Here is a 14,539-nt window from a genome sequence, read left to right as displayed (position 1 = left end):
TTTAATCATTATTATTACATTATAGCTTCAAATCGCCGTTCCCCTCATCAACCAGGGATTGAACAGGAATATTTGTGAAAATCGAGAGTATTTTCGCACCCATTGATGGGCCCTTGCACGATTTCGAAGACGCCTTTCAGGAGATTTTACAGTCCGACATCCCGTTGGCCAATCAGGTGGTTCATTATATTGCCGGCCTCAAGGGGAAACGGTTGCGGCCTGCTTTGGTTTTTCTCGCCAGCCGGCTTCACGGTGAGGTGACCCCCTGGTCCATGGCCGCCGCTGTGGTGGTTGAACTCCTGCATACGGCCACCCTGGTGCATGATGATGTCGTCGATACCTCGGAGCTGCGCCGCGGCAAGCCAACGGTCAATTCCATTTGGGACAATCGCATCTCGGTTTTGGTGGGGGATCTGCTCTTCTCGCGGACCCTCAATGTCCTGGTTGATCTGCAGAGCCCACCCGCCCTCGGAATCGTCTCGGAAATGGCCAACCGGATCACCGAGGGCGAATTGCTGCAAGTCGAACACGAACACGATTATCAGATCAGCGAGCCGGTCTATTTTGACCTGGTGGCCAAAAAGACGGCCGCCCTTTTTGCCGCCTCCTGTGAACTGGGAGCCCTCGCGGTGGCGGATGACCCAGGAGCGCGCCAGCGCATGAAGGAATTCGGGGAAAATCTTGGTATCGCTTTCCAGATCAAGGATGACCTCCTCGATTATGCCGGGAATGTGGCGGTTCTGGGCAAACCCGTAGCCAATGACATCCGCGAGAACAAGGTCACCCTCCCCCTGATTTACGCCTTCGCCCATGCACCGGAGGAGGCCACGGGGCGCATTATCGCCTTGCTGGAGAAGCAGCAGTTGGCCGAGGAGGACATCCGCACGATCATTGACTTTGTCCGCGAACGCGGCGGGCTCGCTTACGCGGAGGAGATGGCCCACCATTATTGCAGCAAAGCGGCCGCGATCCTCGAGGGCTACGCGCCCTCGCAAGTCCGCGATGCCCTGATGACGCTGGTCCAGTTCGCGATTTCACGTGAAAAGTAAGACAGTCCACCTCTCCGCTTATACCCTTTCAAGCGCTGCGATTGTTCTGCTCCTTTTCCTTGCCTCGTGCGCCCCGAGCCCGCGTGCGCCTGTCGCCCGCTCTTTTTTTCTGATGGATATCTATGTCACGATCAAGGTGTTTCCGGAGCCCGGAGCCCGGGCAGAGACGGAAACGATCATCGAACGGGCCAACGCCTTGCGGGTGGACAGTCTCAGCGGCGGAGCCTTTACGCCGGCGGCTGGCGCCTTGACCGGGCTTTGGGGGTTTGGCGGGCGGGAGCCCATGCAGGTACCGCCGGAGACCGAGCGCCTGCAGGCGATCGCTCACACCGGCAGCGACGCGACGGTTTGCGATGCCCTGGCCACTGCAGTCTTTGTCCTCGTTCCGGAAAAGGGGATGTAGCGGATTGAAGCCTTTCCCGGAATCGAAGGACTGATCCTTACTGAAACTTTGGGACACCTGAAGGCGCACATCAGCAGCGGCCTGATGGGGAAATTTGAGCAGCTGACCAATTAGGGAGTGACCATGCCGAGAACACTGGTGACGGGCGGTGCCGGTTTTTTGGGATCGCACTTGTGCGAATACCTGCTGAACCAGGGACACCAGGTGATCGCGATGGATAACCTGCTGACCGGCAGCATCGCCAACATCGAGCACCTGCAATGCGAAGATTTCAAGTTCATCAAACATGACGTCACGGAATATATCTATATCGCCGGACCGGTCGACTATGTCTTCCATTTCGCCTCGCCGGCCAGCCCGCTGGATTACCTGCAGTTGCCGATTCAGACCCTCAAGGTGGGCGCGCTCGGCACCCACAAGGCCCTCGGCCTGGCGATGGCCAAGAACGCCCGCTTCCTCCTCGCCTCGACCTCGGAGGTCTATGGCGATCCGCTCGTGCATCCCCAACCCGAGACCTATTGGGGCAACGTCAATCCCGTCGGTCCACGCGGCGTCTACGACGAAGCCAAACGCTTCGGAGAGGCCCTGACGATGGCCTACCACCGGTACAAGGGGGTGGACACCAAGATTGTCCGGATCTTCAATACCTACGGTCCGCGCATGCGCCCCAATGACGGCCGCGCGATTCCGGCTTTTGTGCCCCAGGCCCTGCGCAACGAGCCGATCACGATCTTTGGAGACGGCTCACAGACGCGCAGTTTTTGCTATGTCAGCGATCTCATCGAGGGCATTTACCGATTGATGGTCTCGGATCAGCACGAACCGGTCAACATCGGCAACCCGCAAGAAATGACCATCCGCGAAATGGCCGAGGCCATCATCCGCCTGACCGGCAGCGCCAGTCCGCTGATCTTCAAACCCCTGCCGGTTGACGATCCCAAGGTGCGACAGCCCGATATCATGCTGGCGCGCAAGCTCCTCGGCTGGGAACCCCAAGTTGATCTCGAAGTCGGTCTGACCCGGACCATTGCTTGGTTCCGGGACGTTCTAGGAAAACGGTGAGCGGTCATGCCCGGCGCACCCCAAAAAATACTCGTTATTCGGCTCAGCTCCATCGGGGACATCCTCCTGGCGACGCCCTTGCTGCGGATTCTGCGGCGGAACTTCCCCGAGGCGCGTATCGACTTTGTCATCAAGTCGCGTTTTGCCGAACTGTTGCGCCATAATCCCCACCTCAATGAGTTGCTGGTGCTGGATACCGAGACCGGGCAGGAGGGGTTGCAAGATCTGCGCCGCCGCATCAACATGAACCGATACGATTTGGTCATTGATATCCATAAAAACTTCCGCAGCTATTATCTGCGTTTCGCGCTGCCCGGCACGCGGGTGGTCACCCACAGCAAACAGCTGCTGCGCCGGTTTCTGCTGGTCCATTTCGGGATCAATCTCTACGGCCGGGTCGTGCCGATCTACCAGCGCTACATCCGAGCGATGGCGCCTTGGGGGCTGAGCGACGATGGCCTGGGGTTGGAGTTTCATATCGATCCCCAAGCCGAGCGGCTGATGGCCCTGCGCCTGGCGGAACGTCCGGGCGCCCGATTGCTGGTGGGCTTGGCACCGGGCGCCGGTTTTGCCACCAAGCGCTGGCCGGCGGATTTTTATCAGGAGATCGCCCGGCGGCTGAAAAAGGAACATAACGCCGATATTCTGTTGCTGGGCAACAAGGCCGACCGCGAGGTTACCGGCGCAATCGCCGCCGAATCCGCAATCGGAGTCTACGATTGGGCCGGCACCCTGACGCTGCAGCAGAGCGCAGCCGCCCTGGCGCACTGTCATTTGCTGATCTGCAACGATACGGGGCTGATGCATCTGGCCTGTGCTCTTAAAATCCCGGTCCTCGCCCTCTTCGGCCCGACCACCCGGGAATTCGGATTCTTCCCCGTGGGCCGGCGTGCCGAGGTCATCGAACGCGTCGGTCTCTCCTGCCGGCCCTGCAGTCACCTTGGTGGGCCGCACTGCCCCAAGGACCACTTTCGCTGCATGCGGGAGATCCTGCCAGAAGAGGTCATGGTTCGTGCCGGGCGCATTTTGCAGAATGAGAGCCCGAGCTAATCCGTTTCACCCATTGGGAGGCTTAAACGTGGAGAGCCAAGAACTGGCGCGGCGGGTTGCCCGCCTGATCTGGGAGAAAAAAGGCATCGATCCGGTAATCATGGATCTGCGGCAACTGACCAGCATCACCGATTTTTTTGTCATCTGCTCGGTCGACAGCGATCCGCAGGCGCGGGCGATCATGGACCATCTGGAGGAGCAGCTGAGCGGCGAAGCGGTGCGCCCCTGGCACGTTGAGGGCAGCATCGGCTCGAAATGGCTCCTGCTTGATTTTGTCGATGTGGTGGTCCACATTTTCCGGCCCGAGGCGCGGAACTTTTATGGACTGGAGCGGCTGTGGGGCGATGCTCCCATGGAGGAGCTTACGGATCAAACTTTTTCGCAACAGGGATCGTAAAATGAAACCGAAGGAATATATCCAGGAGGCCTTGCAGCGCGCCCTGAAGGCGAGCGGATTGGAGCCCGGTGAAACGCCGTGGTTGGGGATTGAACGGCCCAAGCAGGAGGGACAGGGCGATCTTTCCACGACCTTGGCCATGACCCTGGCCAAGAAGGTCGGTCTGGCACCGCGCGAAGCCGCCGCACAATTAATCCGTTTTATGCCCCAGGACCCGGCCTATCTCGAGAAAGTCGAGATTGCCGGTCCGGGTTTTATCAATTTTTATTTTGCCAAACCGGCGCTCCAGCACGCTGTGCTCGAGATCCTCCGCGAAGGCGCGTCCTTTGGCCGCAGCGCCATGGGGGGCGGCCGCAAGGTCCAACTCGAATTCGTCAGCGCCAACCCGACCGGTCCGCTGGTGGTCGTCAGCGCCCGCGCCGCCGCCGTCGGCGACGTGCTGCGTCGCTGCTATCGCGCCGCGGGTTTCGACGCCCGCAGCGAATATTACATCAACGATGCCGGACGCCAGATCCGTCTCCTCGGCGCTTCCCTCAGCTCGCTCTATATGAACGAACTCGGCCACGCCGAACCCTTTCCGGAGGAAGGCTACCATGGCGACTACCTGCGCGATCTCGCCAGGCAGATCATGGCCCGCGAAGGCGACCGCTATGCAACGCTGCCGCAGGAGGATCGGGCCGCCGCCCTCGGCAGGATCGGCATGGAAGAAATGATCGCCCGCCACCGCGCCAGTCTTGCCACCTACGGTGTGGAGTACGACCACTGGTTCCGCGAAAGCGGCTTGCGCCAGGCCAATGCACAGCAGGTGGTCCTCGACGCCTTCGCCGCCGCCGGCTTGAGCTACGAGCAGGAAGGCGCGCTCTGGTTCTGTTCCACCCGGTTCGGTGACGAAAAGGACCGGGTGCTGGTGACCAGCGACGGCGAACCGACCTACTTTCTTATCGATATCGCTTATCATGAGGACAAGTTCCGCCGCGGCTTCGAGAAGGTGATCGATTTCTGGGGGCCTGACCATCACGGCTATATCCCGCGGATGCGCGCCGCCCTCCAGGCGCTCGGCCACCCTGCCGGAAGCTTTGAGGTCAGCATCATCCAGCAGATCAATCTGCTGCGTGGCGGCCAGATCTACAAGATGTCCAAACGCGCCGGCCAGATCATCGAGATGGATGAACTGATCGAGGAGGTCGGGAGCGACGCCGCCCGCTTTTATTTCATCGACCGGCGCATCTCCCAACCCATGGATTTTGACATCGATCTCGCCAAAACCCAGAGCGACGAAAACCCGGTTTATTACGTTCAGATGGCCCATGCGCGGATCTGCAACATCGAGCGCTTCGCGATCGAGCAGGGCTTGCAGATCCCGGCGGAGGCGGATACCTCGCCACTGGGCAATACCCTCGAGCTGCAGGTCATCAAGAAACTGCTCGAGTTTCCCGAGGTCATCCAGCGCGTGGTGCAACACACCGAGCCCCATCGCGTGACCAATTATGTGCAAGAGCTGGCCGCGGTCTTTCACCGCTTCTACCACGAGAACCGTGTCGTCACCGAGGACACAGCCCTTTCGGCGGCGCGGTTGATGCTGGCGCGGGCGACGCGGCAGGTACTGGCCAATGCCTTTGACCTGCTCGGAATCTCTGCGCCTGAAAATATGAGATAGAGAGAGGAGTACGCTCACCATGAGTCTGCTTGTAGTCGGTTCCATGGCTTATGACGATGTGATCACTCCGGCAACCGAGGTACATGACGCCCTGGGCGGATCGGCTACCTTCTTCGCGGCTGCCGCCAGTTTTTTCACCCCGGTCAACCTCGTGGCCGTGGTCGGCGAGGATTTCAACCCTAACGAAATCGACTTTCTCCGCGACCGCGGCGTCGATCTCGACGGCTTGCAGATCGAAACGGGCAAGACCTTCCGCTGGAAAGGCCGGTACCTCGCAAACATGAACGATCGCGAAACCCTCTTCACCCATCTCAACGTCTTTGAAAACTTCAATCCCCGCATCCCGGCGAAATACCGCCGCAGTGACTATGTCTTCCTTGCCAATATCAGTCCGGAGCTCCAGCTCAACGTCGTGGCCCAGGTGGACAAGCCCCGCTTCATCGCCATGGACACGATGAATTTCTGGATCAGCGGCACTCCCGGCCCGCTGCGCGAGATTCTCAAGCGGGTCGATGCTCTGGTGGTCAATGACTCGGAGATCCGGGAGCTTTCGGGTGAGGAGAATCTCATCCGGGCCAGTCGGCTCGTTCAGAGCATGGGGCCGCGCACTCTGATCGTCAAAAAAGGCGAGCATGGAGCCCTGCTGGTCCACGACGATAGCTATTTCTTCTGCCCGGCCTTTCCGGTGGAAAAGCTGCAGGATCCAACCGGCGCCGGCGACACTTTTGCCGGAGGATTTATGGGGTATCTCGCTCTCTGCGGCCAGGTGACGGAAGAAAACCTGCGCTGCGCTGTGGTCTTTGGTACGGCGGTGGCCTCCTTTCTCGTGGAAGATTTCAGCTGCAATCGGCTGCGCAGTCTGAGCCGCAAAGAGATCCTCGGCCGCGTCGATGCCCTGCGCGCTATGACCCGCTTCGATTTGGATCCCAATGGGCTGGCCGAAGCTTGATTGAGCTGAGTGACATCTATTTTTCCTATCACGACCCGGCCGGAGAGACGCGCCCGGTTTTGAATGGTATCACGCTGCGGATCGATCCCGGCGAATCGCTGGCCATCATGGGGCCCAACGGCTCGGGCAAGAGCACCCTGATTAAATGCTGCAACGGACTTCTCCTTCCCGACCGCGGCCGGGTGCGCGTCGATGGACTCGATACGGCGGAAGAACAGAATCTCGCGGCGATCCGCCGGCGGATCGGCATGATTTTTCAGAACCCGGACAATCAGATCGTATCGACAACGGTGGAACGGGAGATTGCATTCGGATTGGAAAATCTCGGGCTGCCATACGATGAGATGCATGCCCGGGTCGACGAGATGCTGCGCTATTTTGAGCTGGAGCCCTATCGCCTGAAATCACCTCATTATCTTTCCGGCGGTGAAAAACAGCGCCTCGCCCTGGCGGCCGTTCTGGCGATGAAACCCCGCTACCTGATCCTCGATGAACCAACTTCACTGCTTGATCCCCTGCACCGGCGGCAAATCATCGAGCTGATCGGCTTGCTGCACCAGCAGCAGGAGATGGCCTGCCTGCTCGTCACCCAGTTTCCGGAGGAGGCCTGGGCCGCCCAACGGCTGGTCGTGCTCGAGGGGGGACGGCTCTTCTGCGAGGGACCTCCGGCGGAAATTTTCAGCCGCGTCGACGAACTGGTCGCCATCGGCCTGGAGCCGCCGCTGCCTTTTTATCTCGACCATCTGCTTCAATCGTGATCTTTTTGATGGCACCTGTTGATTTTGTCATTTTTTGCCCCTATATTGCACAAATAGCCTATCCGGAGCGCCATGAATAAGGAGGGATCTGCTCCCGGCCATGAATGCCATTTTGCACATTTCCCATCTGGTCGATCCTGCAGTCCTGCAGCAGGTGCAGGATACTTTTGCCGCACAACGGCACCTTGCAGTTCTGCTGTTCGACGCCGATGGGGAAAAGGTGACCCGGCCCTCCCTGCAGTGCACTCTGCCAGAGGACTTATCGTCGGTCCTCTCCCCCTTTCTTGATTTCATCCTCACCAATCCGCCCCATTTCGCGGACCTGGGTCTCCGCGACGGGAACACGGTCTTCGCCTCTTTTTTTAACGGTATTTTTCACCGTGCCATCCTGCCGCTGATGGTTCAGCACCAGACTGTTGGGGCCGTACAACTGGTGGCGGTCCACGATCTCGATACCTTCGACCTCGGGCGCTGGCGGTACCTCCTCGATGGCTTTTCCTGGAACGATGTCCGGTATCTCGCCTTCCTCGATGCCCAACCGCGCGCTCCCCTGAATGAACTGGTCCACCATACTGCCTGGTTCAGGACACAGCTGACCGATCTCCTAGAGGGCGGCTACAGCTGTTACCGCAAGCAGCACCGGGAACCGGAAGGGCCGGGTTGGGGTAGGGCGGGAGCCCAGGAGATGGTGACCAACCGGCAGGGGGATATTCTTTCGGTTTCGCCAGCCATCGCCGAACTGCTTCATTATGACGCCAGCGATGAGATGGTCGGCCTTAATGCCATAGAGCACCTGACGATCGATCTCGATATTCAGGAGCGGCTGCGTGATATTCTCGCCCTGGGGGAGCATGAGAGCCAAATCGAGGCGCTGATCCAGACCAAGGATGGCCTGCTGCTGCGGGTGACCTGGCTGCTGGTATCGGACCGGGATGAAGAGGGACAAGAGGTAGGGCTCCGCTGGCAGATTCTACGCAGTTCGGAGGTGCGCAAGAGCAGGCCGGAGATCCTGCCCGAGCTGCTTCGCGAATTAAGCCGGGAACAGCGGGCTGCGGCCGCTGCAAGTGCCGGCGAAACCGGGACCCGGGAGGCAGAGCCTATCGCTCCCACGGCGGCACAGGGAGAGCAGCCGCCGGCTGCAGAATCCGAGCGCCCGGGGGATTCCGACAATAGGGCGGAACCGCTCACTCTGGAGAGCCTCGGTTTCCTCGAGGAGCTGGCTTATCCCCTCTTTGCCGTTGATGGCGAGAACCGCATCCTGGTCTGGAATCAACGGATGGCCGAGTTACTGCACATCTCCGCACTCGCAGTGCTGGGTCTCGATTTCAGCAATCTGCTGGTCGGCGAGTCCCAGAAGCAATGGCACCAATGGCTCTTCGAGTTTCGCATCAATCCCGACCTGAAAGAGGTCAAGCCGGGCGGCATCCTCTATGTCCTCGACAATTCCGGCGAGGTCTTTGCGATCCAGGTGGAGCTCGCCAAGACCGATCTGCCCGATACGCAGGTGATCACCGCGACGATCTGCTCCTGCGAAAAATCGTTGCCGCCGCCGTCCCCGACGCCGGCAGCGAGCCCGCTCGAGCCGGCCAGACCGCCGGTCAGCCGGCCGGTCTCGCCGAAACGGGAGGAACCCGCCGACGCTCTCGAGGCGCTCAGCCGTCTGCTCGAGCGCCAGTGGCAGCCCCTCTACGAACGGCTACGGTTGCTCATCCACCCCGCGGCGGTGGAAAGCTCCATGCGCGATGAAGCCCGGATCCTGCTCCAGGATGCCGAAGCCCTGACGCGCTTTTTCCAACAGGTCCATTATATCGCCGGTGAATTTGAAATCACCACTGCGCCGGTGCCGATCGTCCCCATCCTTCATCACGCAGCCAACACCCAGGAGCGCCTCTTCAGCCAGACGGCCCCGATCCACTGGCAGGTTGCGGACGAAAAGGTGCTGGTACAAGGGGATACGGTCATGCTGCTGCATGCCATGGTCTATCTGCTCGAGTACATCCGGAAGGTTATGGAGGAAGGGATGCCGCTGCGGATTAAAATCCAGGCGGCTCCTGAGCGGAGCGAGGGTCTTGCGGAGGTGGCGCGGCTGATGATGATCGAAGTGGCCTATACCGACCATTCGTCGCCCTGGCCGGCGGAAGAGCGTAAAAACCAGGCGGCAGGCAGCTTCCGCGATTTCGGACTCGCGGCCATGCAGGCGATCATCCAGGCCCACCACGGTGCGGCGCGCATCGTTACCGCCGAGTTTGACCAGCGCGCCTTCCAGCTCTATCTGCCGCTTGCGTCGTCCGCAGCCCCCGCAGAGGTCGGGAAGACCATCCTGGTCATCGATGATGAACCGGGCATCCTGCAAATGAACGCCCTGATGCTGAGCCATGCCGGCTATACGGTGCTCACCGCCATGGATAGAGCCACCGCGTTGCAGCACTTACAGGACCACAAGGCCGCGATCCGCGCGGTGCTGCTCGACTGGCAGCTTGAGAAAACAACCTGCCGCGAGCTTGCCGGCGAAATCGAACGGATTTGCCCTGTGCCGCTGATTCTCACCAGCGGTTATCTCCCCGACAAGGAGATCAAGGAGGTCATGGACGAGCACCATGCCCGATTTGTGCAAAAACCCTATACCACCACCCTGTTGCTGCAGACCGTTGCCGCGGCCATCAACGGCTAATCCGCCCGGCCTTAGACGGCGAAACGGAAATTGATGATATCCCCGTCCTTGACAATGTAGTCCTTGCCCTCCAGCCGCAAGACCGCCTCCGCCCTGCATTTGGCCATGCTCCCCCGCATGATGAAATCGTCGTAATGGACCACTTCGGCGCGGATGAAACCGCGTTCGATGTCGGAGTGGATCACCCCCGCCGCCTGTGGCGCCAGGGTGTTGCTGTGGATCGTCCAGGCGCGCACCTCATCCTCACCGACTGTGAAGAAGGAAAGCAGCCCGAGCAGCTGATAGGAGCTGCGCAGCAGTCGGTTCATCGCTGGTTGCTGGATGCCGGCATCCAGACGGAAGATCTCCGCCTCATCTGGGGAGAGTTGCCGGATTTCCATTTCAATTTGCGCCGAGATCGGCAGCACCGCCGTTTTAGGGATGGCAGCCCAGTTCTCCAGCGCTGCGGCTACGGCCTCGCTGCGGCCGATCTCCTTTTCGTCGATGTTCGGCACAAGGATATGGGGTTTGAGCGAGAGGAACTGATAGCCGCGAATGAGGATTTCCTCGTCGGGGGCAAACTCGAGGGTGCGCAAGGGCTGCAGGTTGTCAATCGCAGTCTTGCAGCGCCGCAGCACTTGCTCCTCCTTGACATGGAGGTCGGTTTTACGGACGCGCATCTCTTTCTCGAGCCGCTGCAGCCGGTTTTCGACGATGCCGAGATCGCTGAGGATGAACTCCTCCTGGACGAGGTTGAAGTCGCGCTGCAGATCAATGCGGTTAAGGGGATGTGGTACATTATCGTTGTGAAAGGCGGCGGCGATGACCAGGACGGCGTCGGCGGTGCGCAGCTGACCAAGGAATTGGTCGCTGAAGCCGCCCTTCTTTTGCTCATCGGCGCTCAGACCGCTGAGGTCGATATACTCGATCGTCGCCGGTGTCTTTTTTTTGGGGGTGAAGAGGGCATCCAGCCGGTCGAGGCGCTCGTCCGGAACCTGGACGATGGCGCGGTGGGCGTCGCGCTTACCCGCTTGGGCTGCATCTGCCCCGGTGAGTGCGTTGAACAGGGTGGTCTTGCCGGAAAAGGGCAAACCCACAATGCCGATTTTCATGGGAGTAATCCGTTTTGTTTTGTTCTAAACTTACATAAAATATAAACTTTCGCCGAAATATTTGCAAGGAAAATATCGGCTGTAATTTTCTTTGATACCTCCGAAAATCGGAGTCCCACCTGGAGCTAATCAAATATAAACAAGAGGGCTATGGAAGAGAAAAAGCCTATTAAATAACCGAGTTCGGCTCGGGTGGATGCGAGATTGCGGGGGCTGCCCCGTGCGATTTTCTCCTTTATTAAGAACATTTTTTTTCGCATATTATGTTTCATATTGTATCCAGTGAGGTAGGTCTATGTCTTCTGAAACCAGAGCCGGAGCCCGGCTTTGCCCCAATTGCCGCCGCCTGATCTCCGTCAACGCCAAGGAGTGCATCCACTGCGGCTGGAAAAACTATGGCCTTTCCGGACTGAGCGCCGGATTCGACAAGGTCATCCGCAGCCTTGGCGGTTTGATCCCCGTCCTGATCGGCTTTAATGTCCTGCTTTATCTGATCAGCCTGCTGTTGGACCTCTCATCGGTATTCTCCGTCCGCGGCTTTTTCAGCCTGCTTTCACCAAGCGGGAGCGCGCTGTACCGCCTGGGGATGACAGGTGCGGTTCCGCTCGCCCAGGGGCAGTGGTGGACACTGTTCACCGCCATCTATCTCCATGGCGGGATTCTACATATCTTTTTCAACATGATCTGGCTGCGGAACATCGGCTACGCAGTCGAGGATTTTTTCGGTCTCTCTCGCGCTTTTATTATTTTCACCGTGGCCGGGGTGGCCGGCTTTCTCGCCTCGGATCTGCTCCAGGTGCCCTTTACCGTCGGCGCCTCCGGGTCGATTTTCGGGCTGCTTGGGGCGCTGATCTTTTACGGCCGTCATCGCGGCGGCACGTTTGGCGAGGCCCTGATGCGCCAGGTAGGCAGTTGGGCGCTCATGGCGTTTGTTTTCGGCTTTATCTTTCCCGGTGTCAATAACTGGGCTCATGCGGGCGGCTTCGCTGGAGGGTATCTCTGCGCCCAACTGCTGAAATACCAGGAGATCGCCCCCGAGCGCACCGCCCATCGTATTGCTGCCCTGGCGCTCGGCCTCATCACTCTGGCCGGATTTGTCCTATCATTAATCCCGTTGGTTTGAGGGCGGTGGCATGACGCTTCCATCACCGGTGCCGCAGAAGACGATCTCCGTCATCCTGACCACCCGCGACCGCGCCGCCCTGGTTCTGGAAGCCGTGCACTCCGTGCTGCAGCAAAGCCGGCCGGCCGATGAGATTCTCGTCGTCGATGACGGCTCGGAGGACGAAACCCAGCAGCTCCTGGAGCCGCTGGGGGAAAGGATCCTGCGCATCCGCCATCCGCAGCCGCTGGGAGTATCTGCCGCACGTAACCGCGGTATCGCCGCTGCTTCAGGCCGCTGGCTCGCTTTCCTCGACTCGGACGATCTCTGGAAGCGCGTTAAACTCGAGCGCCAGCTGGCCGCTCTGCGGGAGAATCCCGGGATGAGGATCTGCTACACCGACGAGGAGTGGCGGCGCGATGGCCGGTGGATGAATCCGGGAGCACGCCATCGCAAGCGCTCCGGATGGATTTATCGTGAATGCCTGCCGCTGTGCATCATCAGTCCCTCCTCGGTGATCCTGGAGCGCAGTGTGCTGGAGGAGATCGGCCTCTTCGATGAAAACCTGCCCGCTTGTGAGGACTATGATCTCTGGTTGCGGATAACCAGCCAGAATCCCGTGCTCTTCTTGGCGGAGAAATTGATCATCAAACGCGCGGGGCCCTGGCCGCAGTTATCGCGCCAACACAGCCTGGATCGCTACCGGATCATCGCACTGCAAAAAATGGTGACATCCGGCCATTTGGCAGCGGAGGATAAGGCCGCCACCCTGGCTGCACTCGCGGAAAAATGCCGTATTTATGCCCTCGGCTGCCGTAAGCATGGCCGAGACGAGGAAGCCGGTTGGGCCGAGCGGATGGCGCTTACCGCCGGAGAACCATTGAAGAGCGAAGAGGAATAGCCTGATGCATAAAGGAATGGCGGCTCTACTGCTGCTGACCCTGATGACCGGCTGCACCGGCAATCAGGATCCTGAAATTAAAAAGGGCGTGAGGGACTTCCATGCGGCCTTCGACGCCAAAAACATCGCCGCCCTGCGCGCCCTGTGCACCAGGGATATGTACTGGTATACCCTCAACGGCAAGACCCTCAACGCCAGCCAGATCGGTGATTATTTCAATCCCATGTTTGAGCGTTGGGAGCAGATCAAGACCGAACTGGGCGACGCAGAGATCCGCTGCGAGGGGAACCTGGCGGTGGCACGCTACCAGGGTACGGTCGCGATCACCAGCAACGGCAAACCCTCGAAGGTGCAAGGTTTTTATACGACGATCCTGGTCAGACAGGAGGGGCGCTGGAAAATCTGGCAGCATCACATGACCTCGGCCTATTGAGTTCACCAGCCTCCCACACAAAAGGAGAAACGTATGAAGATCGGGTTCATTGGACTGGGCATCATGGGTGAGCCCATGGCCCTCAACCTGCTCAAAGTGGGCTTTTCGCTGACGGTTTACAATCGCACGCCCCGGCGGATGGAGAAACTGCTGGCGGCAGGCGCATCGGGCGCCGCTTCGCCGCGCGAGGTGGCTGCTGCGAGCGAGGTGGTGATCACAATCGTCACCGATTCTCCCGATGTCGAGGAGGTGGTGTTGGGCGGGAACGGGATCCTGAGAGGCCTCCATCCTGGCGGGGTGGTGATCGATATGAGCACCATCTCTCCGGCGGTGACCCGCAAACTGGCGGCCGAGATTGAAGCGAAGGGCGGCGAGATGCTCGATGCCCCGGTGAGTGGCGGCGATATCGGCGCCATCGCCGGAACCCTGGCCATCATGGTCGGCGGGAAAAAGGAGGTCTTTGAGCGTTGCCTTCCGGTTTTCCAGGCGATGGGCAAAAGCGTCACCTGGGTTGGCGGACACGGCATGGGCCAGACCGTCAAACTCTGCAACCAGATCCTCGGCGCGGTAACCAACCTTGCCGTCTGCGAGGCGGTCGAGTTCGCCCGCAAGGCGGGGGTGGATCCCCTGGTGATGATCGATGCGGTCAAGGGCGGCGCGGCGGGATCCTGGCAGCTGACCAATCTGGGCCCCAGGATGACGGCGGGCAATTTTGCTCCGGGATTTATGATCGATTTACAGCAGAAGGATTTGCGGCTGGCCCTCGAGGCAGCGCGCGAAATGCAGCTTCCGGCGCCGGCGCTGGCCCTGGTACACCAGCTCTTCACTGGCTGCCAGGCGCACGGTGAGGGCCGGGAAGGCACCCAAGCCCTGGTCAAATCACTGCGACGGCTCGGCGGTAACGCCTAAAGTCGACAGCAAGGGGGAGTACGCAGAGCCGGCGGATTGCCGGTATGTTCTGTAAATGGGAAGCAGGATCTCGGGTGGCTGGATGAGCGGGTTGTATAAATATCTTC

14 protein-coding genes are annotated in these 14,539 nt (G+C 59.8%); 13 read left to right on the top strand and 1 reads right to left on the bottom strand.

All coding sequences use genetic code 11. From position 1 onward, the window contains the following. Nucleotides 1-74: 74 nt before the first annotated feature. The 9 genes from PLH32_08050 (at nucleotide 75) to PLH32_08010 (ending at nucleotide 9,996) form a co-directional block, all read left to right on the top strand. On the top strand, nucleotides 75-1,049 hold the full coding sequence (locus tag PLH32_08050; protein HQJ64548.1) for a polyprenyl synthetase family protein: 975 nt from the start codon (nucleotides 75-77) through the stop codon (nucleotides 1,047-1,049). After that, nucleotides 1,039-1,452, top strand: a complete 414-nt coding sequence (locus tag PLH32_08045; GenBank protein HQJ64547.1) for a hypothetical protein — start codon at nucleotides 1,039-1,041, stop codon at nucleotides 1,450-1,452. Before PLH32_08050 ends, PLH32_08045 begins: the two co-directional genes overlap by 11 nt. 123 nt (nucleotides 1,453-1,575) lie before the next feature. Further along, on the top strand, nucleotides 1,576-2,514 hold the full coding sequence (locus PLH32_08040) for an SDR family oxidoreductase (GenBank protein HQJ64546.1): 939 nt from the start codon (nucleotides 1,576-1,578) through the stop codon (nucleotides 2,512-2,514). Between the two features lie 6 nt (nucleotides 2,515-2,520). After that, on the top strand, nucleotides 2,521-3,564 hold the full coding sequence (waaF, locus tag PLH32_08035; GenBank protein ID HQJ64545.1) for a lipopolysaccharide heptosyltransferase II: 1,044 nt from the start codon (nucleotides 2,521-2,523) through the stop codon (nucleotides 3,562-3,564). Between the two features lie 28 nt (nucleotides 3,565-3,592). Continuing rightward, a complete protein-coding gene (gene rsfS / locus PLH32_08030) occupies nucleotides 3,593-3,961 on the top strand; it encodes a ribosome silencing factor (protein HQJ64544.1) in 369 nt (122 codons plus the stop codon). 1 nt (nucleotide 3,962) lies between these two features. Beyond that, complete coding sequence (argS, locus tag PLH32_08025) at nucleotides 3,963-5,618, top strand: arginine--tRNA ligase (protein HQJ64543.1); 1,656 nt, start codon at nucleotides 3,963-3,965, stop codon at nucleotides 5,616-5,618. A 19-nt stretch (nucleotides 5,619-5,637) separates the two neighbouring features. Next, entirely contained in the window at nucleotides 5,638-6,567 is a 930-nt protein-coding gene (locus PLH32_08020; GenBank protein ID HQJ64542.1) for a PfkB family carbohydrate kinase, read from the top strand. Next, on the top strand, nucleotides 6,564-7,325 hold the full coding sequence (locus tag PLH32_08015) for an ATP-binding cassette domain-containing protein (protein HQJ64541.1): 762 nt from the start codon (nucleotides 6,564-6,566) through the stop codon (nucleotides 7,323-7,325). Before PLH32_08020 ends, PLH32_08015 begins: the two co-directional genes overlap by 4 nt. 100 nt (nucleotides 7,326-7,425) lie before the next feature. Continuing rightward, the gene (locus tag PLH32_08010; protein ID HQJ64540.1) at nucleotides 7,426-9,996 is read left to right on the top strand and encodes a PAS domain-containing protein; all 2,571 of its coding nucleotides are present in this window, start codon (nucleotides 7,426-7,428) and stop codon (nucleotides 9,994-9,996) included. 11 nt (nucleotides 9,997-10,007) lie between these two features. Here the strand turns inward: PLH32_08010 and ychF are convergent, their stop codons facing one another. Beyond that, entirely contained in the window at nucleotides 10,008-11,087 is a 1,080-nt protein-coding gene (gene ychF, locus PLH32_08005; protein HQJ64539.1) for a redox-regulated ATPase YchF, read from the bottom strand. Nucleotides 11,088-11,382: 295 nt separating this feature from the next. Here ychF and PLH32_08000 point away from each other — a divergent pair, with 295 nt between their 5' ends. Genes PLH32_08000 through PLH32_07985 form a run of 4 tightly spaced genes read left to right on the top strand, consistent with a single transcriptional unit; the run spans nucleotide 11,383 to nucleotide 14,432 of the window. Next, nucleotides 11,383-12,210 carry a rhomboid family intramembrane serine protease gene (locus tag PLH32_08000; protein ID HQJ64538.1) on the top strand — a complete coding sequence of 276 codons (828 nt, stop codon included), beginning with the start codon at nucleotides 11,383-11,385 and terminating at the stop codon, nucleotides 12,208-12,210. 10 nt (nucleotides 12,211-12,220) lie between these two features. Then, on the top strand, nucleotides 12,221-13,090 hold the full coding sequence (locus PLH32_07995) for a glycosyltransferase family A protein (GenBank protein HQJ64537.1): 870 nt from the start codon (nucleotides 12,221-12,223) through the stop codon (nucleotides 13,088-13,090). Between the two features lie 4 nt (nucleotides 13,091-13,094). Then, nucleotides 13,095-13,523, top strand: a complete 429-nt coding sequence (locus PLH32_07990; protein HQJ64536.1) for a nuclear transport factor 2 family protein — start codon at nucleotides 13,095-13,097, stop codon at nucleotides 13,521-13,523. A gap of 33 nt (nucleotides 13,524-13,556) precedes the next feature. Continuing rightward, nucleotides 13,557-14,432: an NAD(P)-dependent oxidoreductase gene (locus PLH32_07985; GenBank protein HQJ64535.1), complete on the top strand. Its 876-nt coding sequence runs from the start codon at nucleotides 13,557-13,559 to the stop codon at nucleotides 14,430-14,432. The last annotated feature ends 107 nt before the right edge of the window (nucleotides 14,433-14,539 follow it).

It is taken from the genome of bacterium (genome assembly GCA_035419245.1).
Lineage (GTDB): Bacteria > Zhuqueibacterota > Zhuqueibacteria > Residuimicrobiales > Residuimicrobiaceae > JAKPUX01.
Note: the sequence above shows the minus strand (reverse complement) of the source record. Positions and strands in the feature narration are given on the sequence as shown.